The organism is Vibrio floridensis, from assembly GCF_021852965.1.
Classification (GTDB): domain Bacteria; phylum Pseudomonadota; class Gammaproteobacteria; order Enterobacterales; family Vibrionaceae; genus Vibrio; species Vibrio floridensis.
Window position 1 is genome coordinate 95,842 of the sequence record NZ_JAKGCY010000008.1, and the last position, 26,032, is coordinate 121,873.

25 protein-coding genes and 1 other RNA gene are annotated in these 26,032 nt (G+C 47.1%); 5 read left to right on the plus strand and 21 right to left on the minus strand.

Translation table 11 applies throughout. From position 1 onward, the window contains the following. Positions 1–453: a DUF721 domain-containing protein gene (locus LZU85_RS13460; protein WP_237287262.1), complete on the plus strand. Its 453-nt coding sequence runs from the start codon at positions 1–3 to the stop codon at positions 451–453. 77 nt (positions 454–530) lie between these two features. Here the strand turns inward: LZU85_RS13460 and lpxC are convergent, their stop codons facing one another. From lpxC to rsmI, 16 genes are all read right to left on the minus strand, one after another. Then, positions 531–1,448, minus strand: a complete 918-nt coding sequence (gene lpxC / locus LZU85_RS13465; protein ID WP_017421303.1) for a UDP-3-O-acyl-N-acetylglucosamine deacetylase — start codon at positions 1,446–1,448, stop codon at positions 531–533. A 98-nt stretch (positions 1,449–1,546) separates the two neighbouring features. Next, a complete protein-coding gene (gene ftsZ, locus LZU85_RS13470) occupies positions 1,547–2,761 on the minus strand; it encodes a cell division protein FtsZ (protein ID WP_176298444.1) in 1,215 nt (404 codons plus the stop codon). A 32-nt stretch (positions 2,762–2,793) separates the two neighbouring features. Further along, positions 2,794–4,056 carry a cell division protein FtsA gene (gene ftsA, locus LZU85_RS13475; protein ID WP_011078660.1) on the minus strand — a complete coding sequence of 421 codons (1,263 nt, stop codon included), beginning with the start codon at positions 4,054–4,056 and terminating at the stop codon, positions 2,794–2,796. Then, on the minus strand, positions 4,049–4,834 hold the full coding sequence (locus LZU85_RS13480; protein WP_237287263.1) for a cell division protein FtsQ/DivIB: 786 nt from the start codon (positions 4,832–4,834) through the stop codon (positions 4,049–4,051). Before LZU85_RS13480 ends, ftsA begins: the two co-directional genes overlap by 8 nt. Positions 4,835–5,026: 192 nt before the next feature. Next, entirely contained in the window at positions 5,027–6,487 is a 1,461-nt protein-coding gene (murC, locus tag LZU85_RS13485) for a UDP-N-acetylmuramate--L-alanine ligase (RefSeq protein WP_176298442.1), read from the minus strand. Positions 6,488–6,499: 12 nt separating this feature from the next. Then, positions 6,500–7,567 (minus strand): undecaprenyldiphospho-muramoylpentapeptide beta-N-acetylglucosaminyltransferase, encoded by a 1,068-nt coding sequence (gene murG / locus LZU85_RS13490; protein ID WP_176298441.1) that lies wholly within the window; start codon positions 7,565–7,567, stop codon positions 6,500–6,502. After that, positions 7,554–8,747, minus strand: a complete 1,194-nt coding sequence (gene ftsW, locus LZU85_RS13495) for a cell division protein FtsW (RefSeq protein WP_176298496.1) — start codon at positions 8,745–8,747, stop codon at positions 7,554–7,556. Before ftsW ends, murG begins: the two co-directional genes overlap by 14 nt. A gap of 58 nt (positions 8,748–8,805) precedes the next feature. Beyond that, entirely contained in the window at positions 8,806–10,128 is a 1,323-nt protein-coding gene (gene murD / locus LZU85_RS13500; protein WP_237287264.1) for a UDP-N-acetylmuramoyl-L-alanine--D-glutamate ligase, read from the minus strand. Positions 10,129–10,163: 35 nt separating this feature from the next. Continuing rightward, complete coding sequence (gene mraY, locus LZU85_RS13505) at positions 10,164–11,246, minus strand: phospho-N-acetylmuramoyl-pentapeptide-transferase (RefSeq protein WP_176298439.1); 1,083 nt, start codon at positions 11,244–11,246, stop codon at positions 10,164–10,166. Further along, positions 11,243–12,604 (minus strand): UDP-N-acetylmuramoyl-tripeptide--D-alanyl-D-alanine ligase, encoded by a 1,362-nt coding sequence (locus tag LZU85_RS13510; RefSeq protein WP_176298438.1) that lies wholly within the window; start codon positions 12,602–12,604, stop codon positions 11,243–11,245. Before LZU85_RS13510 ends, mraY begins: the two co-directional genes overlap by 4 nt. Continuing rightward, a complete protein-coding gene (gene murE, locus LZU85_RS13515) occupies positions 12,601–14,082 on the minus strand; it encodes a UDP-N-acetylmuramoyl-L-alanyl-D-glutamate--2,6-diaminopimelate ligase (protein WP_176298437.1) in 1,482 nt (493 codons plus the stop codon). The genes LZU85_RS13510 and murE overlap by 4 nt, the downstream gene beginning before the upstream one ends. 31 nt (positions 14,083–14,113) lie before the next feature. Further along, positions 14,114–15,844: a penicillin-binding transpeptidase domain-containing protein gene (locus LZU85_RS13520; protein WP_237287265.1), complete on the minus strand. Its 1,731-nt coding sequence runs from the start codon at positions 15,842–15,844 to the stop codon at positions 14,114–14,116. Beyond that, complete coding sequence (gene ftsL / locus LZU85_RS13525) at positions 15,841–16,158, minus strand: cell division protein FtsL (RefSeq protein ID WP_176298435.1); 318 nt, start codon at positions 16,156–16,158, stop codon at positions 15,841–15,843. The genes LZU85_RS13520 and ftsL overlap by 4 nt, the downstream gene beginning before the upstream one ends. Positions 16,159–16,167: 9 nt before the next feature. Next, positions 16,168–17,118 (minus strand): 16S rRNA (cytosine(1402)-N(4))-methyltransferase RsmH, encoded by a 951-nt coding sequence (gene rsmH / locus LZU85_RS13530; RefSeq protein ID WP_237287266.1) that lies wholly within the window; start codon positions 17,116–17,118, stop codon positions 16,168–16,170. Positions 17,119–17,299: 181 nt separating this feature from the next. Continuing rightward, an RNA gene (gene rnpB, locus LZU85_RS13535) (RNase P RNA component class A) lies at positions 17,300–17,741 on the minus strand. Positions 17,742–17,840: 99 nt separating this feature from the next. Continuing rightward, a complete protein-coding gene (gene rsmI, locus LZU85_RS13540; protein WP_176298433.1) occupies positions 17,841–18,704 on the minus strand; it encodes a 16S rRNA (cytidine(1402)-2'-O)-methyltransferase in 864 nt (287 codons plus the stop codon). A gap of 68 nt (positions 18,705–18,772) precedes the next feature. Here rsmI and LZU85_RS13545 point away from each other — a divergent pair, with 68 nt between their 5' ends. From LZU85_RS13545 to LZU85_RS13560, 4 genes are read left to right on the plus strand one after another with little or no spacing between them, the layout of a single operon-like run. Further along, positions 18,773–20,584, plus strand: a complete 1,812-nt coding sequence (locus LZU85_RS13545) for a penicillin-binding protein activator (RefSeq protein WP_237287267.1) — start codon at positions 18,773–18,775, stop codon at positions 20,582–20,584. Beyond that, complete coding sequence (locus tag LZU85_RS13550) at positions 20,571–20,939, plus strand: YraN family protein (protein ID WP_176298431.1); 369 nt, start codon at positions 20,571–20,573, stop codon at positions 20,937–20,939. Before LZU85_RS13545 ends, LZU85_RS13550 begins: the two co-directional genes overlap by 14 nt. 3 nt (positions 20,940–20,942) lie before the next feature. Continuing rightward, positions 20,943–21,533, plus strand: a complete 591-nt coding sequence (locus LZU85_RS13555; RefSeq protein WP_011078676.1) for a phosphoheptose isomerase — start codon at positions 20,943–20,945, stop codon at positions 21,531–21,533. 2 nt (positions 21,534–21,535) lie between these two features. Next, positions 21,536–22,129, plus strand: coding sequence for a BON domain-containing protein (locus LZU85_RS13560; RefSeq protein ID WP_237287268.1), 594 nt, complete (start codon positions 21,536–21,538; stop codon positions 22,127–22,129). Positions 22,130–22,204: 75 nt separating this feature from the next. On the opposite strand, the gene sspB is transcribed toward LZU85_RS13560, so the two are convergent. The 5 genes from sspB to petA all read right to left on the minus strand — a co-directional run bounded on the left by sspB (position 22,205) and on the right by petA (position 26,005). Further along, positions 22,205–22,681 (minus strand): ClpXP protease specificity-enhancing factor, encoded by a 477-nt coding sequence (gene sspB / locus LZU85_RS13565; protein WP_176298429.1) that lies wholly within the window; start codon positions 22,679–22,681, stop codon positions 22,205–22,207. 1 nt (position 22,682) lies between these two features. After that, positions 22,683–23,318 carry a stringent starvation protein SspA gene (gene sspA, locus LZU85_RS13570; protein ID WP_176298428.1) on the minus strand — a complete coding sequence of 212 codons (636 nt, stop codon included), beginning with the start codon at positions 23,316–23,318 and terminating at the stop codon, positions 22,683–22,685. Positions 23,319–23,415: 97 nt separating this feature from the next. Next, on the minus strand, positions 23,416–24,153 hold the full coding sequence (locus LZU85_RS13575) for a cytochrome c1 (RefSeq protein WP_176298427.1): 738 nt from the start codon (positions 24,151–24,153) through the stop codon (positions 23,416–23,418). Continuing rightward, positions 24,150–25,415: a cytochrome b gene (locus LZU85_RS13580; RefSeq protein WP_176298426.1), complete on the minus strand. Its 1,266-nt coding sequence runs from the start codon at positions 25,413–25,415 to the stop codon at positions 24,150–24,152. Before LZU85_RS13580 ends, LZU85_RS13575 begins: the two co-directional genes overlap by 4 nt. After that, positions 25,415–26,005, minus strand: coding sequence for a ubiquinol-cytochrome c reductase iron-sulfur subunit (gene petA / locus LZU85_RS13585; protein ID WP_176298425.1), 591 nt, complete (start codon positions 26,003–26,005; stop codon positions 25,415–25,417). Before petA ends, LZU85_RS13580 begins: the two co-directional genes overlap by 1 nt. Between the last annotated feature and the right edge of the window lie 27 nt (positions 26,006–26,032).

Sequence of the window (26,032 nt, forward strand, 5' to 3'; positions counted from 1 at the left end):
ATGCGCGATCATCGTCCCACTTCAACGCAAGAGCTTATCGACAATAGCTCACTGCAAAAAATTCAAGATCACGCGAGTGAGATCCTTGCTTTGAACAAAATGTTGGCGGAGTTGTTACCAAAAGGGACGGCGCAACATTGCCGTGCGGCAAATTTACGTCAGGGATGTTTGATCCTCGATGTCGCCAGCGCGGCGATTAAAATGAAGATTGATTATGAACGATTGACGATCTTAAATGCGTTACGCGCAAAAGGTTTTGCAAAACTGATGGGTATTGAAGTTCGAATCAATCCAGGGCTTTATCGCGATAAAGATCCCAAAGATCACAAGAAACGACCTCAGATCTCGGAAAATGCCGCTAAAGCGCTAACAATGATTGCCGACATCGCTCCTCCAAAAGTGAAAGCACGCTTGGAGCGTATCGCCGCCATGGCAGAGAAAAAGAAACCATAGCGGTTTGGTATTATCGAGCCAACAGCAGCAGATACAAAAAAGCCAGACTATCGTCTGGCTTTTTCTTGTATTCATTTTTAAGCGAGAACCATGTTTGGTTCGGCAAAGGCAACTGGAGAACCAACTTCTTCTTCGAACGTTGTCCATTCCCAAGCTTCTTGATCGGCTAAAACGGCACGTAGCAACTGATTATTCAAACCATGGCCAGATTTGTATGCGCGGAACTCACCAATGATTGCATGACCACACATGTAGAGATCACCAATCGCATCCAATACCTTGTGAGTCACAAACTCATTTTCAAAACGAAGGCCCTCTTCGTTAAGAATACGGTAATCATCCAACACAATCGCGTTGTCAAAACTACCACCTAGAACGAGATTTTGTGATTGCAGGTATTCAATGTCACGCATAAAGCCAAAGGTACGTGCACGAGAGATTTCACGAACAAAACCTTGCGTTGAGAAATCGAACAACAGACGCTGCTCATCAGAATCGATTGCAGGGTGGTTAAACTCGATTTCAAAATCCATACGGAAACCATTAAATGGTACAAATTCAGCCCACTTGTCACCGTCTTCAAAACGAACTGGTTTCTTAATACGGATAAAACGCTTCGCTGCATTTTGTGTCTCAATGCCTGCTTGCTGAAGCAAGTAAACAAATGGACTTGCGCTGCCATCCATAATTGGAATTTCAGGCGCATCAACTTCAATGATGATGTTATCGATACCCATACCTGCGAGTGCTGCATTCAAATGTTCAACCGTCGAGATACGAACACCTGCATCATTTACTAACGCTGTACACAGCATAGTGTCACGAACAGACGCGGGATCAGCAGGAAAATCAACCGCTGGAGTTAAGTCGGTACGGCGATAAATGATGCCAGTATTTGCAGCTGCTGGGCGAAGAGTTAATGTGACTTTACGACCAGAGTGGAGACCCACACCAGTTGTTTTCACAATTTCTTTCAGAGTTCGTTGTCTGATCATCTGCTTGCCTCTCAGAAGTGCTACAAATCACGGTCGTCTACAACGCCGACCGTGAATGCTACCACAATTTTGAACAGTGTCAAATTTGTGCCTGTCTATTAATCAGCCTGACGACGTAAAAACGCTGGAATATCCAAGTAGCCACTCTCTTTTTCTGGCTTAGGTGCCGTATTCTGGCTGCCTGACGCAGAAGAAGAGGAAACTGACGCCGATGACTGCGGAGTAACCTGAGGTCTTTCCTGCAAAGTTTGTGCCGGTTTTTCCTCTACTTTCGCAGCCACAACAGGTTGTGGCGCTGTTGCAGGTTGAGCCACTTTGGCCTTACCACCAGAAACTAAAGTGATATCTGGCTTCTTATCGTTACCGATACCTGTCGCAACCACCGTCACTCGAATTTCGTCCGCCATATCTGGATCAAGTGAAGTACCGATGACGACAGTTGCGTTATCCGAAGCAAACGCTTTAACCGTATTACCCACCGTTTCAAACTCATCTAGACGCATGTCTAGACCGGCGGTAATGTTAACCAGCACACCACGAGCCCCTGCAAGGTCGATATCTTCGAGAAGTGGGCTAGAAATAGCCATTTCCGCCGCTTCTTCTGCACGATCTTCGCCTTTTGCCACACCGCTACCCATCATCGCGTGACCCATCTCAGACATCACTGTACGAACGTCCGCAAAGTCCACGTTGATCATGCCAGGGCGAGTAATTAGCTCGGCGATACCTTGCACTGCATTTTTTAGTACATCATTCGCGCTAGCAAAGGCTTCCAACAAAGTGATGCCGCGACCAAGCACTTTCAGCAGCTTTTCGTTGGGAATGGTGATCAATGAATCAACGTGCTTAGAAAGCTCATCGATACCCTGCTCAGCAAACGCTAAACGCTTCTTTCCTTCAAAACTGAATGGCTTGGTTACTACTGCAACCGTTAGGATGCCTAGCTCTTTCGCAACTTCTGCAATAACGGGTGCAGCACCAGTACCAGTACCACCGCCCATACCAGCTGCGATAAATACCATATCGGCACCAATCAGCAATTCTTTAATTCTTTCTTTATCTTCAAGAGCTGCGTCACGACCAACTTGTGGGTTTGCACCAGCACCCAAGCCTTTAGTGATATTGCCACCAATCTGAATAACGTTGCCCACACTGGTCTTACGAAGTGCTTGTGCATCCGTATTGACGCTAATGAACTCCACGCCTTCGATGGATTCACGCACCATGTGTTCTACAGCATTACCGCCGCCGCCACCCACTCCAACGACTTTAATTACAGCATCGTCAGACATTTCCATCATCGGTTCAAACATGTGTTATCTCCGTTTTTCCTGCAACTCTCAGGTTAAAACTCTTTTTGTATCCAATTACGCAGCTTGCCAAACAAGCCAGTGACTGCCGAACGTTTGGGCTCGTTGTAGTCACTGTCATCACTCGAACGCATATCGCGTGCGTAATGAAGTAATCCAACTGCCGTGGAATGATACGGCTCTTTTACATAATCGGTTAAACCACTCACTTCAAGCGGTTTACCAACGCGAACTTGATTACGGAACACTCGCTCCGCACATTCTACTAAACCTTCAATTTGCGCTGCACCTCCCGTGAGGACAACACCCGCTGCAAGATGATGTTTAATACCATCTTCTCGCAACTTCATCTGAACAGATTCAATAGTTTGGTTAACTAATCCCATTAATTCTGAATAGCGCGGTTCAATCACTTCCGACAAAGTTTGACGCTGCAAACTACGAGAAGGACGCCCACCAACGCTTGGGACGTTAACCGTATCATCCTTGCTGACTAGCTCACTCAGAGCACAGCCATATTTCACTTTGATCTCTTCGGCATCACTCACGGGTGTACCAAAGGCAAAAGCGATGTCGCTAGTGACAGCATTACCGGCATAAGAGAACACTTCGGTATGTCGAAGTGCACCACCCGTCCAGATTGCAACGTCCATTGTGCCTGCGCCAATATCAACCACGCACACACCTAGCTCTCGTTCATCTTCCGTAATGACGGCGTTACTTGCTGCCAATCCAGAAAAAACTATTTGTTCCACTTTTAAGCCACAACGTTCAACGGCTTTAATAATATTACGCGCCATATCGTTGTGACAGGAAATTAGATGTACGCTAACTTCCATTCTCACACCAGATAAACCAAGAGGATTTTTAATCCCTTCTTGATAATCGATGGTGAACTCTTGCGGAATCACATGAAGGATTCGTTGTTCATCACCGATTTTAATGGATTTAGCCGTATGTATAGCACGATCCATATCTTCTTGTGAGACTTCTTCATCGGAAATGGTACCCATACCCTTTTCGATTCGGCTGGCGATATGCTTTCCTGACAAAGAAATAAATACGTTGCTGATTTGGCACTCAGCCATCATTTCAGCTTGATCGATCGCTCTCTGTACGGATTTGACTACTGATTCAAGATCGTTTACGCCGCCTTTGTCCATACCACGCGATGGGCTACTGCCTGCACCAATGATATTAATTTGACCATCAGGCAGAATTTCACCTACCAGAGCGGATACGGTTGCAGTGCCTATATCAAGACCAACAATAATGTTGTCATCGGCGGTCTTAGTCATCTGTACTCTCTTCTTCTGACTCTTGCTCTGGGAACCAACCAACGGCAGCTCCCGTATCATACCTGAGGTCGACATAGCTGACTTTATCAGCTTTGCTGCCTAATTGGCGATAGAGCGAAAAAAATCTCGCTACACGCTCATCCAATGACTCTTTGCCTAACTCTAGGCGAATGCCATTGTCCAAAATTATTTGCCAAGCCCGTCGGTCATTTAAGACTAATGACGAAATGGATAATCCCAGTTGGCTAAATTCTGGATTCATTTCTTGGTACTTTTTCAGTACTTCCGTTCCGGTAGCAACGGGACCATAGAGTTTTACTCGTTCTTCATTTAACTGAGCGACGTCACCGTCAAAAACCATTCCATCTTGATTAAGTAACGCATTTCCATTCCAAATTGCTGCGGCTTTGTGCTCAGTAATAAAGACTTTTACTGTGTCAGGCCATTGCTTGCGAATGGAGGCATGCGCAACCCAAGGCAAGGCTTCCACGCGTTCTTGCAGTACCGAAACGTCCTGAGACATAAAAGTACCTATGTGAGCAATACTGCCAAAGGCATGCTGCACATCATTCGCGGTGACGTACTGTAACTCTCCCTCAAGAATAATTTTTGATAAAGGCAGTCGTTGATCATCCCACATCCAACTTAATGTCGAATACAAAATGGAGCCTATTAAAACAACAACTAACATAAAAAAAGCAGCGCCAATAATTTGGTGCTTTTGTTTCTTCCATGGATTTGGAAGTACATCAGCTTCATCAACTGCGATTTCTATCAACGTTAACGCTTCCTGACTTTATTCAATTGCTCTTGTTGCAAGCGGGTATTCGCGAGCGAAAAGTAATGACTTTAACTTCGGGATTATACTGAGCTCTTCTAAACTATCAAACACTGATAAAGAGAAATCGCAACGAAGTTATCGCAAATACGAGATCTGCGTTACTAACAGGCTAATGTCCGTCTCAAATGATTAGTTCGCTTTCATTTTACTGATATTTAGCTCAAGTGCGGCCAGTTGACGAGCGACTTTTCCTATATCACCGGCACCTTGCGCTAACAGCAAATCGCCTTCCTGCAAGATGTTCGCCAGTATCTCTGGTAACTGTTGAGTATCAGCAACAAAAATCGGGTCAATTTTACCTCTTCCACGAATGGTTCGGCACAATGATCGGCTGTCGGCTCCAGCAATGGCTTTCTCTCCCGCCGCGTAAACATCCAACATGATCAGCACATCCACTTGTTCCAGCACATTCGCAAAATCATCATAGAGATCTCGAGTACGACTGTAGCGATGTGGTTGGAAAATCATCACTAAACGTTTATCTTGCCAACCGTTGCGTGCAGCATGGATGGTCACATCCACTTCGGTTGGGTGATGGCCATAATCATCAACCAGCATTACGTTACCATTACCTGTTTCGAACTCACCTAGATGTTCAAAACGGCGACCAGTGCCTTGGGTACCAATCATAGCAGCAAGGATCGCGTCATCGCCAATTTCATCTTCTGTGGCAACAGCAATCGCCGCAGCGGCATTGAGTGCATTGTGGCGGCCAGGGATATTCAAGGTGATATGCAAGGCTTCACAACCTTTGCGTACCACGGTGAACTTACCTTGCTGACCTTCTTGGCGGTAGTTTTCAATGCGAACATCGGCGTCTTCTGAAAAACCGTAAGTAATCACTTGACGACTGATGCGTGGGATCAGCTCGCGAATCACCGGATCATCAATGCAAACTATCGCCTGACCATAAAATGGCAAATTGTGTAAGAAGTCGATGAAGGTTTGCTTCAGTGTTTCGAAGTCACCGCCATAGGTATCCATATGGTCAGCTTCAATGTTGGTGACAATACACACCATCGGTTGCAAATGTAAAAATGACGCATCACTTTCATCGGCTTCAGCAATCAAAATGCGGCTAGAACCTAAACGCGCATTGGTGCCTGCACTTTTTACCAGACCACCATTCACGAACGTTGGATCCAGTCCCGCTTCTGAATAGATTTGCGTCACCAATGCTGTCGTGGTGGTTTTACCATGCGTACCAGCGACGGCGATACCATGACGAAAACGCATCAGTTCCGCCAGCATTTCTGCACGGCGAACAACCGGAATGCGAGCTTCACGCGCCGCTTTGACTTCTGGGTTAGCCTCATTAATCGCGGTGGAAACGACCACAACACTGGCTTCTGTAACATTACTCGCTTGATGACCGATATAGACTTTGGCACCTTTTTCCGCCAGACGCTGCGTAACAGCATTTTCCGCAATATCAGAACCGGTGATTTGATACCCCTCATTGAGCAATACTTCGGCAATGCCGCTCATGCCAGCGCCACCAATACCAATAAAGTGGATGGATTTTACTCGGCGCATCTCTGGAACCATGGCGCGAATCTGTGCAAGATCTTGCTTGTGTTGAATAGTCATTAACCTGTTCTCTTATTTCTGTTCAGTTAGGGCGATGATGGCATCAGCCACAACTTGGTCGGCATTACTCTGCGCTGCGGCTCTTGCTTGTAAAGCCATGAAGAGCAATTGATCTCGACCTAATTTTTGTATATCTCCCGCCAGCTTGTCCGATGTCAGCTGCGGCTGCTCAATCATCAGTGCGGCTCCGCACGCCACGAGATGATCTGCATTCAACGCTTGTTGACGATCTTTGTGCATGAAAGGAATGAAAATAGCGCCCACGCCTGCCGCGGAAATTTCCGACACCGTTAGAGCGCCAGAGCGGCACACTAACAAATCCGCCCATGCATACTGCGCAGCAACATCATCGATAAATTCCATGACATCAACATGCTCAACTGCACGTTGATGATACGCTTGACGAACCTCATCTGCGTTACCTTTACCCGCTTGATGACGCACTTCAAATCCAGTACCTAACTGTGCCATTACCTCTGGCATGGTTTGGTTCAGTATACGAGCTCCTTGGCTGCCACCCATCACAAGGATACGAATCGGTCCCTGTCTATCTTGCATACGTTGCATCGGCTCGGGCAGGGCGGCCACATCGTCTCGCACTGGATTGCCTACCACCTGAGCATTTTGAAACGCCCCAGGAAAAGCCTGAAACACTTTTCTCGCGATCTTCGCAAGCCACTGATTGGTTAAACCTGCAACGGCATTTTGTTCATGCAAAACCACTGGAATGCCAGATAGCCAAGCAGCAATACCACCAGGACCACTTACGTAGCCGCCCATCCCTAACACGGCATCTGGCTGCCAGCGTTTGATGTGCGCTTTCGCTTGAAAGATGGCGTTAATGATTTGGAATGGGGCAAGCAGTAATCGCTTAACTCCTTGGCCACGCAGCCCTTTTACTTGAATGAAATCGATGTCAATACCGTGTTTAGGCACCAACTCGGCTTCCATACGATCCGCGGTTCCGAGCCAACGGATTTCCCAACCTTGTTGCTGTAATTTTTTCGCCACCGCCAAGCCAGGAAAAACGTGTCCACCCGTGCCTCCAGCCATGACCATTAATCTTTTATTCTTTTTCATCTGTCTGTAAATCTGCTTTGTTCTCTGCCGAGAGCAATCGGCATTCGTGATCAATTCTGAGTAATATCGAGACGGCGATAGACATGATAATTAAACTTGAACCACCGTAACTAATGAGAGGTAACGTTAATCCTTTTGTCGGAACCATACCTGCAGCAGCACCAACGTTAACCAAGGTCTGAAACGCAAACCAAATACCGATACCAAAGGCGAGATAACCACCAAACTGCAGTTGGTGTTCAAAGGCTTTCTTACCAATAAAGACGGCCTTCACCACCAAACTAAAAATCAGTGCGAGGATCAAAACGACACCAACAAAACCCAGCTCCTCCGCCATGACAGCAAACACAAAGTCGGTATGCGCTTCAGGCAGGTATTCCAGCTTTTGAATCGAGTTACCAAGGCCTTGACCAAACCATTCACCGCGACCAAACGCCATTAATGATTGAGTCAACTGATAACCGCTGCCAAACGGGTCTTCCCAAGGGTCTAAGAACGACGTTACCCGCCGAACACGATAAGGCTCGATTAAAATCAGCCCCACGACCGCACTAATCCCCGCCACCATTAGCGCTAAGAACTGGCTTAGCTTCGCTCCTGCGATAAAAAGCATACCAAAGAGCGTTACCAGCATAACCACTACAGTACCAAGATCTGGCTGGCCTAAGAGTAACAATGCCAACGCACCAAACACCATAATCGGTTTCATAAAGCCACCGAAGAAGGTCGCTCGAACTTCGTCTTGCTTGCGAACGAGGTAGCCGGACATAAAGATAAATAGTGCAAGCTTGGCCACTTCTGCAGGCTGTAGGTTAAAAAGCCCTAGAGGGATCCAACGTGAGGCGCCATTGACCGATTTACCAGCCAGCAAAACCACCACCAACAACGCAAACGCGAGGCCGAGTAAATAGTGACTATAGCGTTGCCACTTATCCAGCGGGACTTGCAGTACCACCGCTGACGTGCCTAACGCCAAGCATAAAAACATGGCATGGCGAAACATAAAGTGAAATGGCTGGTCGGTCAGACGCGAACTGATAGGAAAGGAAGCAGAGGTGACCATTACGAGCCCCGTCAGCATCAGCCCGAGCGCAATCCAAACCAGCTGCCTATCAAATAAGGCCTCTGGCGGTGAGTGGCGAAACCAACCGAGCATATTTTTTTTGCTTGTACCTACCATCACCAAAAATCACATCACCCCAAATCATGCCGTGCGAAAATAAACGCAGAACGAGCGCTTAAGCATATTGACGCGCCAACTGTGCGAATCGATCGCCTCGAGCCATAAAGTTACTGAATTGGTCAAAACTAGCACATGCAGGAGAAAGCATCACCATATCTCCCGATTGCAAACGTGGAGATATATGTTCAATCACATCTTCCATACAGATAAAACGCATAGCGGAAGGATGAAGCGGCATAAACTCATCACCATCAGCACCAAAACAACATAGTTGCAGATTCAACTGCTCGAGAATCGGCTGCAACGGTGAGAAATCTGCACCTTTACCATCACCCCCGACCAGCAGATAGAGTTTGCCAGTGCAGTTCAACCCTGACAGTGCTGCTTGAGTGCTGGCTAAATTGGTGGCTTTTGAATCATTAACCCATTTGACACCACGATTATCTGCGACAACTTGGCATCGGTGTGTCAACCCGGTGTAAGACTTCAGCGCGCTCAAACCCTTACGGTAGTCAATGCCCGCGCAAGAGAGTAAAGCCAGCACAACGAGGACGTTGGCAACATTGTGTTGTCCAACCAACTTCAACGCTTGGCAAGGGATAATGGGTTGCTGATTTTCAGCCAACCATGATTCACCTTGATATTGAATAAGGCCAAATTCTTGCTCATCGAAGCCAAAGGAGACAAGAGGAAGCGAAGCCAGAAGCGAATCTGGATAGGTTTGCTTATCATCACGGTTCACTACGCCAGTTTGTGCGTGATGGAAAATACGCAGTTTAGCTTGGCGATAGTCATCCATGCCTTGGTAGCGATCCATATGATCTTCAGAAAGATTCAAAAAAGCGGCTGCAACAAGAGCAAGACTTGATGTAGTCTCCAACTGAAAACTCGACAGTTCAAGCACATACAAATCAACATCTTGATCAAGCAGATCCAATGCAGGGACACCGATATTGCCGCCAATGGCGCATTTCACCCCACAGGCATTCGCCATCACTCCGGTTAAATCCGTGACGGTGCTTTTGCCATTTGAGCCAGTAATCGCGATGACTGGTTTATCTGCCGCCCAGGCAAACAGTTCAATGTCACCGACCACAGGTATACCACGAGCCAACACCGTTTGAATTTGCGGTGTTGCTAAAGCGATGCCAGGGTTAGTAACGACCAAATCTGCTTCAGCGAGCCAGGCCTCGTTCCAACCTCCAACATGAAGTGGTAATGCTTCAGGCAACTTATCCGCTCCAGGAGGAGTTTGACGCGTATCCATGACTTTTATTTCGACGTGAGGTTGTGTTTTTTGTAAATGTCTAACGACGGAGAGCCCGGTAATACCGAGCCCTACAACCACAACCTGTTTGATGTCTTGCCAACGATCCATATCTATCTACACCGTTAAAAAGAGTGAATAACCACTTAACGCACTTTCAGAGTCGCTAAACCAATCAGCACCAGAACCATAGAAATGATCCAAAAGCGCACAATAACACGTGGCTCTGGCCAACCTTTTAGCTCGTAATGATGGTGAATAGGTGCCATGCGGAAAATACGTTGGCCACGTAGCTTGTATGAACCAACCTGCAAAATAACAGATAGGGTTTCCATGACAAATACGCCGCCCATGATCACTAACACCAGCTCTTGGCGAACCAGCACTGCGATTGTTCCCAACGCGCCACCAAGCGCCAGCGAGCCAACGTCGCCCATAAAAACTTGTGCTGGGTAAGTGTTAAACCATAAGAAGCCCAAACCGGCACCGACGATGGCAGTACATACCACCACCAGTTCAGAGGCGTGAGGTAGATACGGGATGTGAAGATACTGAGAAAAATTGACGTTGCCAGTTGCCCAAGCAATCACGGCAAACCCTGCAGCCACCAAAACCGTAGGCATGATCGCCAAACCATCTAGACCATCAGTTAAGTTCACTGCGTTGCTGGTACCGACTATCACAAAATAGGTCAAAACGATGTACATCAGCCCTAGCTGAGGCATCACATCTTTGAAGAAAGGCACAACCAACTGAGTCGCTGCGGTATCTTTTCCATATGCGTATAGAGCGAAAGCCACTACCAGTGCAATGGTTGACTGCCAGAAGTACTTCCAACGGGCAATCAAACCATCGGTATTTTTACGCACCACTTTACGATAATCATCAACAAACCCGATCGCACCGTAGCCAATCAACACCGCTAGCACCGCCCAAACGTAAGGGTTTGAAAGGTTAGCCCACAACAAAATGGTGATAGAGATCGCAGCCAGAATCATCACACCACCCATGGTTGGTGTGCCACGTTTACTGAAGTGAGATTCTGGACCTTCGTTACGAACAACCTGTCCAATTTGCAACAACTGTAAGCGTTTAATGAGTCTTGGTCCCATCCATAAAGATAAACCAAGCGCCGTTAAAACACTTAGAATCGCGCGAAACGACAAGTATTCAAACAGTCGGAAAAAGGAAAAATATGGCTGTAGCAGCTCGGCAAGCCAAATGATCATTGATAGTTCTCCTTCAAAGCAGCAGCAACTTTACTCATGCCAGCAGAGTTTGCGCCTTTGACCAGAACGGTATGACAGGCTCCGTTTTCGTTGGCCAAATTCTGCTTGATGTATGCAATCATTTCACCATGGTCTGAAAAGTGTTTTCCACCACACAACTGGCTAATGATCCTTGTATCCTCACCATAGGTAAGGACGTGTTCAAAATTTAATGGGGCAGCATGTTCACCGACTTGACGATGAAGTGCAAGACTTTCATCACCCAATTCCGCCATATAACCTAAAACTAACCAACGCTGTCCGGTAAAACTACCTAAGAGGTCCACCGCCGCCTTCATTGCAGGCACACTGGCATTATAACTGTCATCAATCAGTTTGATGTTGTCGGCTAATTGTTGAACATCAACTCGCCCTTTAACGGGCATGAGATTGAGCAATCCTGATTGAATTTGCGCTAAACTGGCACCAAACTGCAATGCGATAATACTGGCGGCAATCGCATTGGCGACGTTGTGTTTGCCAATGATGCCCAGAGATACAGGTACGCTTTCAGTTGGCATCTGCATTATGAATGACGCCTTGCCTTCACGATTGAGGACGATATCTGTTGCATAGAAATCAGCCTGTTCGGAAGTGGCTGAAAACGTCACCACTTGTTTATCTGCTAGGACCTGTGTCCAGTGGTCACCACCGTTACTGTCTAGATTGACAATGGCAATCCCACCCGTTGGTAAACCTTGGTAGATCTCCCCTTTCGCTTGTTTCACACCATCTATCGAGCCAAACCCTTCAAGATGCGCGGCAGCCACATTGTTCACCAACGCCACATCGGGCTGAACAAGTTGAGTGGTATAAGCAATTTCACCAATGTGATTGGCACCAAGTTCAATCACCGCGAAATCGTCTTCTGGCTCAGATCGTAACAAGGTTAGCGGTGCACCAATATCATTGTTGAAGTTACCCGCAGTGAACAGCACTTTTCCTTTTTGCTGCAGAATACTGGCCACCATCTCTTTCACCGTGGTTTTGCCGCAACTGCCCGTGATCGCCACGGTGGGGGTTTGACTGCGCTGATGCACATCCGCTCCGAGCTGACCGAGTGCAATTTTTGTATCTTTGACCACCACTTGTGCGATGGGAAGATCCAGCGCTCGCTCCACCAGCAATGCGACAGCACCTGCGTCCACCGCTTGATGACAAAAATCATGCGCATCAAAACGTTCGCCCACCAGCGCAATAAACAACGCTTGCTCAGGAATATGACGTGTATCGGTTGAGACCGCGGAAAAGACAATATCTTCGCCAAGCAATTGCCCTTGCGTAAGCTGTGCTAAATGACTCAGTGAGGTTTCAATCATGATGCAATTCCTAACAGTTGTTGAGCCGATTCACGATCTGAATAGTGAACGGTTTCCTGTTTTAATACTTGATAATCTTCATGGCCTTTGCCTGCCAACAAAATGATGTCATCCGCTTGTGCATTATCGAGCGCGTATTGAAGCGCACTGAAGCGATCGTGCTCAACCACTGCACTGTCCACACGGGTTAAGCCCGCCAGCATATCTTGCACAATCATGGCGGGATCTTCACTGCGTGGGTTGTCGTCGGTAAGCACGACGTGATCGGCCAGACGCTCTGCAATCTCAGCCATCATGGGTCGCTTGCCTTTATCGCGATCACCACCACAGCCGAAAATAGCCCACAAATGACCGGTACAGTGAACACGCAGTGCTTGCAGCGCTTTCTCCAGCGCATCTGGGGTATGTGCATAATCGACCACCACTTTGGCTTTACTGTTCACTTGAAACAGCTCCATACGTCCAAGTACTGGGCGCAGGCTTGCGGCCGAATCCAATAAAGCTTGCTTATCAACGCCTAAGGCTAACAGTGTTGCCAACGCAAGCAGTAAGTTGGTGGCATTAAATTCACCAATCAATGGCGCGTGCAGACGCCCTTGGCCAAAGCAGCCATCAAACTCAATCGTAATACCGCTTTCTGCGTAAGCTACCGAGCTGGCCCACAGTGCTTTTACACTTGCATCTTGTGGAAACAATGAAACGCCGACCCCTTGCTGTAGCTCTTGAAACCACTGCGCACCCACTTCGTCATCCAAATTGATGATCGCATGCTGACACTGGTGCTCAGTAAACAGCGTCATTTTGGCTTTGGCATAGGCTTCCATCGTGCCGTGATAATCCAAATGATCGCGACTCAGATTGGTAAACACACCAGCGGCAAACTGTAGCGCCTTGACGCGCCCCTGAACTAAGCCATGAGAAGAGACTTCCAACGCCGTTGCTTTTGCCCCTTGCTGCTGTAAGTCTGCCAACGTTTTTTGAATCTCAACCGCATTGCCCGTGGTATTGGCCGCTGGCTGTAAGGCGTTGAGAAAACCGTTGCCAGTGGTCCCCATCACCGCGGCTTTTTGCCCGGCTAACTCTAGCCATTGCGCAATCAATTGAGTGATGGTGGTTTTGCCATTGGTTCCTGTCACACCAATTAATGACATCTCAGGATGTTGGTACAGGCGTCCCGCTAATTGCGACAGTTTTTCGTCCAGCTTCTCAAGATAGACAATCACCACGTTTTGCTGATAGCGCACCAAGCCGGAAGGGTATTGCTGACAAGATTGAGCAATGACGGCATTTGCGCCCTGTTCTATTGCTTTCTCAATATACTGGCGGCCATCCACCACGTGACCAATGATGGCAACAAAAGTATCCCCTTGTTTTATCTGACGACTGTCTAACTCCAATGCGCGAACATCAATATCCGCCAATTGTGGACAATCAAACCAAGGTGACAATAAGGTTGTCAGACTAACGTTATTTAACATTGTTGTTCTCCGAGCTCTGCTCAGCAAAAAATCAGTTTTGGAATGCATTCTCATCCGGCGCCACGTTCAAGATTTGCAAGGCACCTTTCATTATTTCTGAAAAAACAGGGGAAGCGACGGAACCGCCATAGTAATCATCCCCTTGTGGTTCATTGACCACCACGACCAAAGCAATTCTCGGATCGCTAACTGGCGCCACCCCCGCCGTGTAGGTGATGTATTCATCGCTATACCCACCGGCTGTTGCTTTACGTGATGTCCCCGTTTTCGCCCCAACCCGGTAACCCGGAACTGCCGCTCGTCTGGCTGAACCGCCTTTTTGCGTCACGGTTTCCAGCATATTGAGCACTTCACGAGCGTGTTGTTTGGACACCACTTGTTTAGCGTTATCTCGATCATGACTTTGAATAATATGAATGGGCTCGTACTTACCTAAGTTTCCCAAGGTGGCGTAGGCATGAGCCAATTGAATCGGAGTGATTGATAAGCCATAACCAAATGACAGCGTCGCTCTCTCAATCGGAGACCAGCGAGAACGCGTGGGGAAAATACCGGTCACTTCGCCTACCAAATTTAAGCCAGAAGGCTCTCCCAAACCGACAGAGTTGTACATGCCGAGAATCGCTTCCACGGGCATTTCCATCGACAGTTTTGTCACGCCGATATTACTCGATTTTTTGAGGATTTCGGTCAGATCCGCTTTACCGACCTTACTCGTATCTCGCACTCGACTTCCACCCACTTGCAAAATACCGTTGCCCGTGTCGATCACCGTGTCTTTGGTTGCAACACCATTTTCTAACGCGGCGAGAATCACAAATGGCTTAACCGTGGAGCCGGGCTCCAATGAATCGGTGATGATGCGATTGCGCATTTTGTAGCTTTGCCAATCACTGCGATTGTTTGGGTTATAAGAAGGTGCGTTGACCATCGCCAACACGGCGCCTGTTTTCACATCCAACATCACTGCCGAGCCAGAAGTAGCACGGTGATCGGCAACCGCTTGTTTGATAGCGCGATAGGCAATCGCTTGTAAACGTTGGTCCACCGTCAAATTAAGTGGCTTACCTTCTTGTCTGTCTTCATAAGAGATGTTCTCAACGACTCGACCGAAACGGTCCTTACGAATGGTTTGCTTGCCCGCCTCACCGGTTAGCCAGTTGTCATAACTACGCTCAACGCCTTCCAAGCCATGGCCGTCTATCCCTGTGACGCCGACAAGATGGGCACTCACTTCACCCGCAGGATAATAGCGACGAGATTCCGATTTTAAACCTACTCCTGGAATTTTGAGTTCGCGAATATAATTGGCCATCGCAGGGCTAACTTGGCGTTGGAGGTAAATGAAACGACGACTTTGATTACGTTCAACTCTCTCGATCAATTCTTCACGTTGCAGGCCAAGAACATCAGCTAACGCATACCAACGCTGTTTATTATCCAACGCCTTTTCTTTAAAAATCGTCACCGGATCAGCCCAGACAGCTTCAACCGGAACACTCACCGCTAAAGGTTCACCATTGCGATCAGAAATGATACCACGTGCAGAAGGAAGGGCCTTGACACGTATGGAGCGCAAATCGCCTTCACGTATCAAGTTGTCAGGCTCAATCACCTGAATGAAAGCAAGCCGCGTCACTAACGCAGCAAAAGCGAGAAAAACAAAGCCAAGAACCAAATGGAAACGCCAACGAATCAGCAAGGAAGGCTCTTGCTCACTGGATTTTGCTTTAACGGTGATCTTATTCTTTTTGCCCATCATTTCAGATTAATCACCACTTCTTTGTCGCCATCAGGGCGCTTCATTTCCAGCTCTTTTTTCGCCATTTCTTGCACACGGCTATGTTCAGCCAAAGCAGTCTCTTCCAGCATCAAGTTGCGCCACTCATTATCCAAATGCTCACGCTCTTGTAGTGCTTCATCTTTTTGGGTTATCGCTTGACGGGTATGGTGAGTAGCAAAGACGACAGACATAGCCGAAGCAAAAATACAGACAAGCAATATGAGTGGAACTCGACCCACTGTCAGTAGGTCGAAGAAAATTTCTTTGGCGAGATTCGGCTTGGCTTGACGCATAAATTTTAATTACAGCTTTTCAGCAATTCTCAACACAGAACTGCGTGAACGAGGATTCAATTCAATCTCTTGCGCTGTTGGCATGATCGCTTTACCCACCGTTTTCATATTGGCACTGCCCATAGCCTTAATTTGCGCTTCGGTCAGAGGAATGCCGTGAGGCACTTCAGGTCCCTTACTTTCTTTGCGCATAAAGCGCTTCACCATACGGTCTTCCAAAGAGTGGAAGCTGATCACCGATAAGCGCCCTTCTGGTGCCAGAATCCTCGCCGCCCCTTTCAGTGCTGTATCGATCTCTTCAAGCTCACTGTTGATGTAGATACGAAATGCTTGAAACGCACGAGTCGCAGGGTGTTTTTTCTCTTTGAAGCTTTTTGGCGCTGCTTCCGAAATCAGTTTTGCCAGTTGACTCGTGCGAGTCAGTGGCTCTTTGGTTTCATCTTCGCGATGCGCAACAATCGCTTTGGCAATACGGCGGGCGTGTTTGTCTTCACCAAACTCACGAATCACCCAAGTAATGTCGTCTAAATCCGCTTCCATCAGCCACTGAGAAACAGGAATGCCCGAGGTTGGGTCCATACGCATGTCCAACGGGCCGTCTTTCATAAAGCTAAAGCCACGTTCAGCGTCATCAAGTTGTGGCGAAGAGACACCGAGATCCAACAACACACCATCCACTTTACCGACTAAATCATATTGCTCAGCGTAACTCGCCATTCCTGAAAAAGGACCATGAATGATAGTAAAACGTGGATCATCAATTTTGCCCGCTTCTGCGATGGCTTGCGGATCACGGTCGATGCTATAAAGACGACCATTCTCACCCAGTTTGGAGAGAATCGTACGGCTGTGACCACCACGACCAAATGTTCCATCAATGTAAATACCATCCGGTTTGATGGCGAGACCATCAATAGATTCATGAAGTAATACGGAAATGTGCTGGAATGTGTTGGTCATGGTTTTCTCGTTGAATATTCAAAGCCTGTACGGCGAATCATTAGTGTACTGATTTCCTTGTTCAGTGCCACTATTTGACAAAGTTCAGGCGTGATATAGCGCCAAGTTTATTGGTTCACATAATCATTGCGTCAGTAAAATGCAAAAAACCCATCATTACTAGGTAATGATGGGCTTAAAAGGGTGGAGCCGACATATAAGCCGGGTTCTGTTCCGCTTGCGCGGCGGTAGCCATTCCTCTAGGCCAGCAATCGCTCACTGGCTCAAGCAACCTACCCGCCTCCTAACGCGAGCAACGCTATGTGGAGGCCTATTTGGTCTTGCTCCGGGTGGAGTTTACCCTGCTACGAACTGTTGCCAGTCGTCCGGTGCGCTCTTACCGCACCCTTTCACCCTTACCTGATCCTCTCATCTTGCGAATCAAGGCCATCGGCGGTCTTCTCTCTGTTGCACTTGTCGTAGGCTTGCGCCCCCCAGGCGTTACCTGGCACCCTGCTCTATGGAGCCCGGACTTTCCTCCCCTTTGTCAGTCTCCCGAAGGACGTCAACGTCAGTCTCCCAAAGGACTTCAACGTCAGTCTCCCGAAGGACATCAACAAAGCAGCGACTACCCAGTCAACTCCGAGGGCGGATTGTATAGACTTCTCCACTGAGTGTCTAGTGAGATCACATTATTGGCGCAAATAGGGACGATTTTGCAAACCAACCAAACCGGAGAACCGTTATTCGAGGTTCTCTAGGCCCCACTTGTAGAGCGCATTTTTCTTCAAATTGTAGATTTCCGCAGCTAACGCAGCGGCTTTTTTCAATGGTAACTCTTTGGTCAGAATGGCCAAACTCCGTAATGCCTCTTCCGGTAGCGACTCCTCCGCAGAATCACGGTAACCGTGGATCAGCAGCACCATCTCACCTTTTTGCTGATTGTCGTCCGACTGAACCCACTCAACCAACGCCGACAAACGCATGCCTTGAATCGTTTCAAAGGTCTTGGTGAGCTCACGCGCCAATACAACTTCGCGATCTGGACCGAGGATTTCAAGCATATCGTGCAAAGAATCGACAATTCGATGTGGTGACTCATAAAAAATACAGGTACGCTCTACCTTTGCAATTTCGAGGAACTTATCCTTACGGCCTTTGCTTTTGGGCGGTAAGAAACCTTCAAAACTAAAGCGATCAGAAGGTAAACCTGACGCACTTAATGCAGTGATCACCGCACATGCACCGGGAAGTGGCACAACTTTAACGCCCGCCTGACGACACTGAGTGACCAAGTGATACCCTGGGTCACTGATAAGTGGCGTGCCCGCATCAGACACTAATGCGATGTTTTGCCCAGAAAGCAACTTATCCACTAAAACTTGCGCTTTTTGCTGTTCATTGTGATCATGCAAGGCAAAAGTTTTGGTCGAAATATTGAAGTGAGATAAAAGCTTACCTGTATGACGCGTATCTTCTGCGGCAATCATGTCCACAGAGGATAATATTTCGATAGCACGTTGGGTTATATCCCCTAAGTTGCCAATCGGTGTCGGCACGATATAGAGAGTAGCTCCCTCTGCAGGCAAGTTATTTTTATCTGTCATTTGTTTAGCATCACTTCAACGATTAATATAGAGACAATTTTGTACGGACTTTAAGAGAACTCACGGCAATGATGAACCCTAAGAGACTCAGTGTACCACGCTTACTCACTCCTGTTGCACTGGCAATTACACTAGCGGCCTGTTCTTCAGCCCCTAAAGCGCCAACCAGTGTTGATATTACACTTGAGCCCACCCTGTCAGTTCAAAACTACATGATCAACGCAGACAGTAGCGAAGGCAGCTTACAGGCAGATTGGTTAATTATGGCCGCAAAAGCTGCACTGCAAAATGACGAACTGGCTCAATCTGATCTGTTGATCAAACGATTAGCAAGAATGCCGCTATCCGAAGTTCAGCAGGCGGAATGGCAACTAACCCGTGCTGGCTATCATTTGAAGTTGGACCAACCAGAAAACGTCATTGAGTTACTCAACTTCAAAACTTGGTGGAAACTGCCCAACGAGCAGTGGAAAGATTATTACAGCCTAAGAGCGTCTGCTTACGCTGCGATGGAGCAATTTTTTGAGGCAAACCGCCAACTCGTTAGCTTGGCGCAATATGTTGACGAATCTCAACAAGCCGAGATTGCTCAGCAAGTCTGGGCAAATTTTAGTGGCTTCTCACAGTATGAAATCACGAAACTGCATCCAGAGACTAACGAAGAAGTGTTGGACGGCTGGTTGCAATTGTCGATCTACATGAAAACCATGTCTGCCAATGTCCCTCAATTGAAAAACACGTTAGAACATTGGTTTGCGGAAAATCCGACTCATCCCGCGGCGCTATATACTCCCGAGGAAATACAGAGCATTCTGGATTTGGAAATCATCCAACCTGTTCACACTGCGCTACTGCTTCCGTTAAGTGGTAAGTTTGCTAAACAGGCACAATTAATTCGCGATGGTTTCATTTTTGCCATGATGAATGACAAAGATCGCGATCCAGAAGCGACATTGAAAGTCATCGATACCAATTTATATCAACCGCACCAACTCAAGCAGCAACTGCTTAATGAGCAAATCGACTTCATTGTCGGTCCTTTACGCAAAGACGTCATCGAAGTGCTACAAAGCGAATTGAGTGATGAGAATGGTCAGGTGACGATTCCATCGTTAGCACTCAATATTCCAGATGCTCTGCAAAACGGTAGTGGTGTTTGCTATCTTGCCCTATCACCAGAACAAGAAGTCGCTCAAGCAGCTAAGCATCTATTTGCCAATGGCTATAAGTACCCGCTAATTTTTGCGCCGCAAGGTAACTTAGGGCAACGAGTGGTCAGCGCCTTTGAAGCCGAATGGAAGAAGTATAGCACCAACAAAGTTGCGGTCAGTTATTTTGGCGACAAACGCCAACTTCAACGAGACGTAAACTCCGTGTTTGGCCTACAAGAGAGTCAGCAACGCATCGCGCAAATGGAAGGGCTAATGAAGTTGCCAATGGAAACGCAGCCCCGCAGTCGTCGTGACATTGACTCCGTTTACATCGCCGCTCGCAGCTCTGAGCTCACCCTCATCAAGCCATTTATTGAAGTGGCGGTAAACCCAGATGCAAAACCACCGAAGCTCTTCTCCAACTCCATGAGCAACAGTGGTGAAAAACAGTATGAAGACCTAACTGGCATTATCTACAGTGATATTCCTATGCTATTAGATGCCAATCCATCGCTAGAAAATCAGATGGAACAGCTGTGGCCAGAACAATCAAACTTCCAAAAGCGCCTGCAAGCACTGGGGATGGACGCTTATAAACTGATGGCAGAACTCCCTCAAATGAAAGTGGTCCCAAATCATGCCGTCAATGGGCAAACTGGCATACTGACGATTGATGATCAATGCGTCGTTCATCGCGAAATCAGCTGGAAAGAGCATGGGGCTCTTTAGCCGACGCGCCATCGGCAACCAATACGAGTCCTTGGCAAAAGAGTACTTACAACGCCAAGGGCTAAGATTTATTGAAGCTAACTTTTCAACCAAGGTTGGCGAAATAGATCTGATATTCAAAGAAGCACAAACCATTGTGTTTGTTGAAGTTAAATATCGAAAAAATAGCTTTTATGGCAATGCGGCGGAGATGGTGAGCCGAGCGAAAGCCAATAAAATGATCAAAACGGCTTATCTCTGGCTAGCCAAACACGGATATAATGCCTGTAACACTGCGGTGCGGTTTGATGTTGTGGCAATCCATGAACATGGAAAGGACATCAACTGGATCGCCAATGCAATCACTCAAGGATAATCAATGCTCGACAGCATTAAAGACAGCTTTACCGAAAGTATTCAGATTCAAATCGCCGCCGCAGAGGCCCTGCCTGATGCCATCACCCACGCCGCACAAGCGATGGTGGCAACCTTGCTTAATGGTCACAAGATTCTGTGTTGTGGCAATGGCGGCTCGGCAGCGAACGTCCAACAGTTTGTTTCATGCCTACTCAACCGTTTTGAGACGGAGCGTCCTAGCCTGCCAGCGATGGCGCTAACGGCCGACAACACCACCTTGACTGCTGTAGCCAACGATTACCACTATCAAGAAATCTTTTCTAAGCAAGTTCGTGCTTTCGGCCAGCCGGGTGACATCTTGCTGGCAATATCAACTAGTGGCAATAGCAAAAACATCATTAAAGCGATGGAAGCAGCGGTTACTCGTGATATGACGATTATCGCTCTTACAGGCAAAGATGGTGGGGAAATGGCTGGATTACTGGGTGAGAATGACGTTGAAATCCGCATTCCTTCCCACCGCACGGCGCGTATTCACGAAGTTCATATGGTCACATTACACTGTTTATGTGACTTAATTGACCAGGTGCTTTTCCCAGCTCACGAGGAGTAGAAATGCTACGCTACGTTCTTATTATATTGGCAACTGTGGGTCTTTCAGGTTGTGCAGGGCTCTTTATTGCAGGGGCAGCGACAACAGCGACTATTGTGACTGACACCCGAACAACCAAAGAGATTTGGTTAGATAACAACATCGAGTTTGAAATTGCGGCCATTGGCAATAAAGCGCCTTATCGTGGCAAAGTGCGAATCGTCGCAAGCTCTTACAATGGTACGGTGGTGCTGATGGGACAAGCCTCCACAGTGGAGGAACGATCGGGATTTGAACAGCAAGCTCGTAGCATTAAAGGTGTTCAAGTGCTTCACAATCAGGTCAAAGTAAAAGCACCGCTCAACGTATCACAAATCAGTAATGACAGTTGGATCACGACTAAGGTGAAATCAGCCTTGCTTACCGATGAATCTTTAAACAGCGTGAAGATCAAAGTCATTACTGAAGATGCCGATGTGTTCCTATTTGGCTATGTAAATAGTCAACAAGCAGAGAAAGCGACCGAGATTGCACGCAATATTTCCGGGGTTAAGCAGGTTGTTCGAGCATTCCAGTATGGTGAAAGCTCAACACCAGCGAGTAGTGTCAGTCAATAATCAATATCGACATGGCTCACTATCAGGCACAAAAAAAGCAGCTTTCGCTGCTTTTTTATTATTTAACGTTTATCGTTATTTAACCACTCTTAAGCTTGGTCGACCTTTTGGTCTTGGTGGCTCAGGCTCTTCATCAAGAGCAGAATCGTGCTCCTGCGATGAAGAAAGTTCTTCCTCCATCCAGATGCCATCGTCTTCCTGTTCTACACCATGAATGCCTGTATAAGCTTCTTCGGGTTCAAACATAGTACCTGCGCCATTCTCTCTCGCATAAATCGCCAGCACAGCATAGAGAGGCACAATCACCGAATGTGGGCGACCACCAAATCGAGCATTGAAACTGATCGTTTCATTGCCTAACTCAAGATTACCTACTGCACGTGGTGCAATGTTCAGAATGATCTGCCCATCTTGAATAAACTCTTGAGGAACACGAACACCAGCTAATGTCGCTTGTACAACAAGGTGAGGTGTTAAATCATTATCCACCAGCCAATCGTAAAATGCTCGAAGCATATACGGTCGGCGAGCGGTCATTTGAGCAATTTCCATCTTAACGAACCAAACGCATCTCGCGCTCAGACTCGGTCAAAGAAGCTAGGAATGAATCACGCTCAAACACTTTGTTCATGTACGCTTTGATCTCTTTAGAACCAGGACCAACAAGATCAATGCCCAGTAAAGGCAAGCGCCATAATAAAGGAGCCAAATAGCAGTCCACCAAACTAAATTCTTCGCTCATGAAGTATTCAAACTCAGCAAAGATTGGTGATAGCGTCAGAAGATCATTACGCAGTTTATTGCGCGCTTTTTCTGACTCTTCTGCGTTGCCTTTAACAATTTTCTCGGCCAGTGAGTACCAGTTACGTTCAACGCGATACATCATCAGACGACTATTACCACGGGCTACCGGATAAACAGGCATCAACGGTGGATGAGGAAAACGCTCGTCAAGGTACTCCATAATGATCTTAGAATCATAGAGTGCCAGCTCACGGTCCACCAGTGTTGGTACTGATTTATAAGGATTTAGCTCGATCAGCTCTGCTGGTAAGTTGGTTTCATCGACCAACTCAACCTCAACACTTACACCCTTCTCTGCGAGAACGATACGCACTTGATGGCTGTACAAGTCTGATGCACTTGAGAATAGAGTCATTACAGAACGTTTATTGGCAGCTAAAGCCATGGGCCCTCCAGTACACTTACAATAATAAAAACAATGGAGGCTAAGCCTCCATTGTTTATTCAAAAAAATTGGGAATTAGCGCGGTATGATAGCACAATTAATGCACATCACGCCAATACTCTTTCTTAAGTAGTACCACCACAATAGTGAACAACACCAAGAAAGCCATAACCCACCAACCCAATGCGTGACGTTCAAGTTTGACTGGATCACCGGAGTAAACTAGGAAACTGACCAAGTCTAAAACCGCTTTGTCGTATTCACCTTTGCTCAGTTCACCCGAACCATCGCTTTCCACACCAACAACGACTTGGAGCTCCTTACCATCGACCACTTTCGTGCCGTAAACTGGGTTAGGAATACCTTGAAGTTCTTCCAAGACATGTGGCATACCAACGCTCGGGAAAACTAAGTTGTTCACACCAAATGGACGTGATGGGTCAACATAGAAAGTACGCAAGTAAGTGTACAACCAATCGGCACCACGAACACGAGCTACCAGAGTCAAATCTGGTGGCGGAGCACCAAACCAAGCCGCAGCTTGTTTTGGTGGCATAGCGTTCACCATCAGATCGCCAATTTTGCTCTCTGGGTTAAACATCAGATTTTCTTTCATGAGATCGGCTGGGATACCAAGATCATCCGCCACACGCTCATAACGTTGATACTGCGTCGAGTGACAAGCAAAACAGTAGTTCATGAACAACTTGGCACCATTTTGTAGCGAGGCTTTGTCTGACAAATCAACGTTTGCTTTGTCCAACGGAACACCCGCTCCAGCTGCCATCGCCAGTGATGGCAACATAGCAAATAGAATTACAATCCATTTCTTCATTTGAATGTCACCCTCTCTGGTAGTGGCTTCGTTGCTTCATTCTTGCTGTATACGTACAGAAGAATAAAGAACATGAAATAACCCAAGCTAAAGATCTGAGCTAGTAGCGTGTAAGTTGGTGTTGCTGGAAGCGCACCAAGAATACCCAATGCAATAAAGCTGATCGTAAACTGGATAATGTTAATCAAATGAATTTTGCTACGGTAACGGTAAGAACGTACTTTACAACGATCAAACCATGGCAGTAAGAATAGGAACACAATCGATAGTCCCATCGCTACAACACCCAACAGCTTATCTGGAACGGCACGCAAAATCGCATAGAAAGGCGTAAAGTACCAAACTGGTGCAATGTGCTCAGGTGTTTTCAGCGGGTTTGCAGCTTCAAAGTTAGGCGGCTCTAGGAAGTACCCACCCATCTCTGGGTTAAAGAACAAGACATAGCAGAACAAGAACAGGAAGCCCGCTACACCCACCATATCTTTTACCGTTCCATAAGGGTGGAAAGGAATCGAATCAATGATGTCGTATTTGTTTGAGTAGTACTCGTGGAACTTAAACTGCGACTTGTAATCTGATCCCATTGAACCTTTCGGCAACTTAGTTTCAATACCGTCTGGGTTGTTAGAACCCACTTCATGCAACGCCAGAATGTGCAACACAATCAACAGCAGCAACACGATAGGTAAAGCAATGACGTGCAGAGCAAAGAAACGGTTCAGCGTTGCACCCGAGATGATGTAGTCACCACGGATCCACAAGGTTAAATCATCACCGATGACCGGAATCGCACCAAACAAGGAAATGATTACCTGTGCACCCCAGTAAGACATTTGTCCCCAAGGTAGTAGATAACCCATGAACGCTTCCGCCATCAGCACTAAGAAGATCAACATACCGAAGATCCACAGTAGCTCACGAGGCTTCTGGTACGAACCGTAGATTAAACCACGGAACATATGCAAATAAACCACCACGAAGAATGCAGAAGCGCCTGTAGAGTGCATGTAACGCAACAACCAGCCGTATTCCACATCACGCATGATGTATTCGATAGAAGCAAATGCACCTTCACCAGAAGGAACATAGTTCATCGTTAACCAAATACCCGTTAGGATTTGGTTAACCAGTACGAGCATTGCTAAAGAACCAAAAAGGTACCAAAAGTTGAAGTTCTTTGGCATTGGGTATTCGGACAAATGCTTTTTGTAAGCATTCATCGCAGGGATACGTTTTTCAACCCAGTCTAATAGTGCTTGCATTAGGCATCCCCCTCGTCAACACCGATAAGGATCTTGGTATCGCTTAAATACATATGTTTAGGTACCACTAAGTTCAGTGGAGCAGGAACGCCTTGGAATACGCGACCGGCCATATCGAACTTAGAACCGTGACATGGGCAGAAAAAGCCCGACTTCACGCCCTGAACTTGTTCAGCAAAAGAATCAGGTAGATAGGTTGGCGAACAACCTAAGTGTGTACAGAAACCGACCGCAACAAAAAACTCAGTTTTAATTGAGCGGAACTCATTTTGAGCATAAGTTGGCTGTTGTTCCATCTCAGATTGTGGATCGCGTAACTGATCACCAATCGTTTTGAGGTTGTCGATAACTTCTTGGGTACGGCGGACAACCCATACAGGCTTACCTTGCCATTCCACACGAATCATCTGTCCGGCTTCAATTTTACTAACATCCACTTCCACCGGCGCACCAGCCGCTTTCGCTTTGGCACTCGGATTCCATGATTTGATAAAAGGAACGGCGACGGCAGCTGCCCCTAATCCACCAACAACTGCTGTTGTGGCGGTTAGAAAACGCCTGCGACCGTTATTTAAAGGCGCGTTGCTCATCCAAACATTCTCCCATTTGCTCCTTTT

Coding starts and splice junctions, on each gene's coding strand:
- rsmH (WP_237287266.1), bottom strand. CDS start 17,118: ATGACCAACACATTCCAGCACATTTCCGTATTACTTCATGAATCTATT.
- LZU85_RS13510 (WP_176298438.1), bottom strand. CDS start 12,604: ATGATTGAAACCTCACTGAGTCATTTAGCACAGCTTACGCAAGGGCAA.
- LZU85_RS13460 (WP_237287262.1), top strand. CDS start 1: ATGCGCGATCATCGTCCCACTTCAACGCAAGAGCTTATCGACAATAGC.
- LZU85_RS13555 (WP_011078676.1), top strand. CDS start 20,943: ATGCTCGACAGCATTAAAGACAGCTTTACCGAAAGTATTCAGATTCAA.
- murC (WP_176298442.1), bottom strand. CDS start 6,487: ATGACTATTCAACACAAGCAAGATCTTGCACAGATTCGCGCCATGGTT.
- ftsL (WP_176298435.1), bottom strand. CDS start 16,158: ATGCGTCAAGCCAAGCCGAATCTCGCCAAAGAAATTTTCTTCGACCTA.
- LZU85_RS13550 (WP_176298431.1), top strand. CDS start 20,571: ATGGGGCTCTTTAGCCGACGCGCCATCGGCAACCAATACGAGTCCTTG.
- murD (WP_237287264.1), bottom strand. CDS start 10,128: ATGGATCGTTGGCAAGACATCAAACAGGTTGTGGTTGTAGGGCTCGGT.
- LZU85_RS13545 (WP_237287267.1), top strand. CDS start 18,773: ATGATGAACCCTAAGAGACTCAGTGTACCACGCTTACTCACTCCTGTT.
- ftsW (WP_176298496.1), bottom strand. CDS start 8,747: ATGGTAGGTACAAGCAAAAAAAATATGCTCGGTTGGTTTCGCCACTCA.
- rsmI (WP_176298433.1), bottom strand. CDS start 18,704: ATGACAGATAAAAATAACTTGCCTGCAGAGGGAGCTACTCTCTATATC.
- sspA (WP_176298428.1), bottom strand. CDS start 23,318: ATGGCTTTAGCTGCCAATAAACGTTCTGTAATGACTCTATTCTCAAGT.
- mraY (WP_176298439.1), bottom strand. CDS start 11,246: ATGATCATTTGGCTTGCCGAGCTGCTACAGCCATATTTTTCCTTTTTC.
- murG (WP_176298441.1), bottom strand. CDS start 7,567: ATGAAAAAGAATAAAAGATTAATGGTCATGGCTGGAGGCACGGGTGGA.
- LZU85_RS13575 (WP_176298427.1), bottom strand. CDS start 24,153: ATGAAGAAATGGATTGTAATTCTATTTGCTATGTTGCCATCACTGGCG.
- murE (WP_176298437.1), bottom strand. CDS start 14,082: ATGTTAAATAACGTTAGTCTGACAACCTTATTGTCACCTTGGTTTGAT.
- LZU85_RS13580 (WP_176298426.1), bottom strand. CDS start 25,415: ATGCAAGCACTATTAGACTGGGTTGAAAAACGTATCCCTGCGATGAAT.
- LZU85_RS13560 (WP_237287268.1), top strand. CDS start 21,536: ATGCTACGCTACGTTCTTATTATATTGGCAACTGTGGGTCTTTCAGGT.
- LZU85_RS13520 (WP_237287265.1), bottom strand. CDS start 15,844: ATGATGGGCAAAAAGAATAAGATCACCGTTAAAGCAAAATCCAGTGAG.
- ftsA (WP_011078660.1), bottom strand. CDS start 4,056: ATGACTAAGACCGCCGATGACAACATTATTGTTGGTCTTGATATAGGC.
- ftsZ (WP_176298444.1), bottom strand. CDS start 2,761: ATGTTTGAACCGATGATGGAAATGTCTGACGATGCTGTAATTAAAGTC.
- petA (WP_176298425.1), bottom strand. CDS start 26,005: ATGAGCAACGCGCCTTTAAATAACGGTCGCAGGCGTTTTCTAACCGCC.
- lpxC (WP_017421303.1), bottom strand. CDS start 1,448: ATGATCAGACAACGAACTCTGAAAGAAATTGTGAAAACAACTGGTGTG.
- sspB (WP_176298429.1), bottom strand. CDS start 22,681: ATGGAAATTGCTCAAATGACCGCTCGCCGACCGTATATGCTTCGAGCA.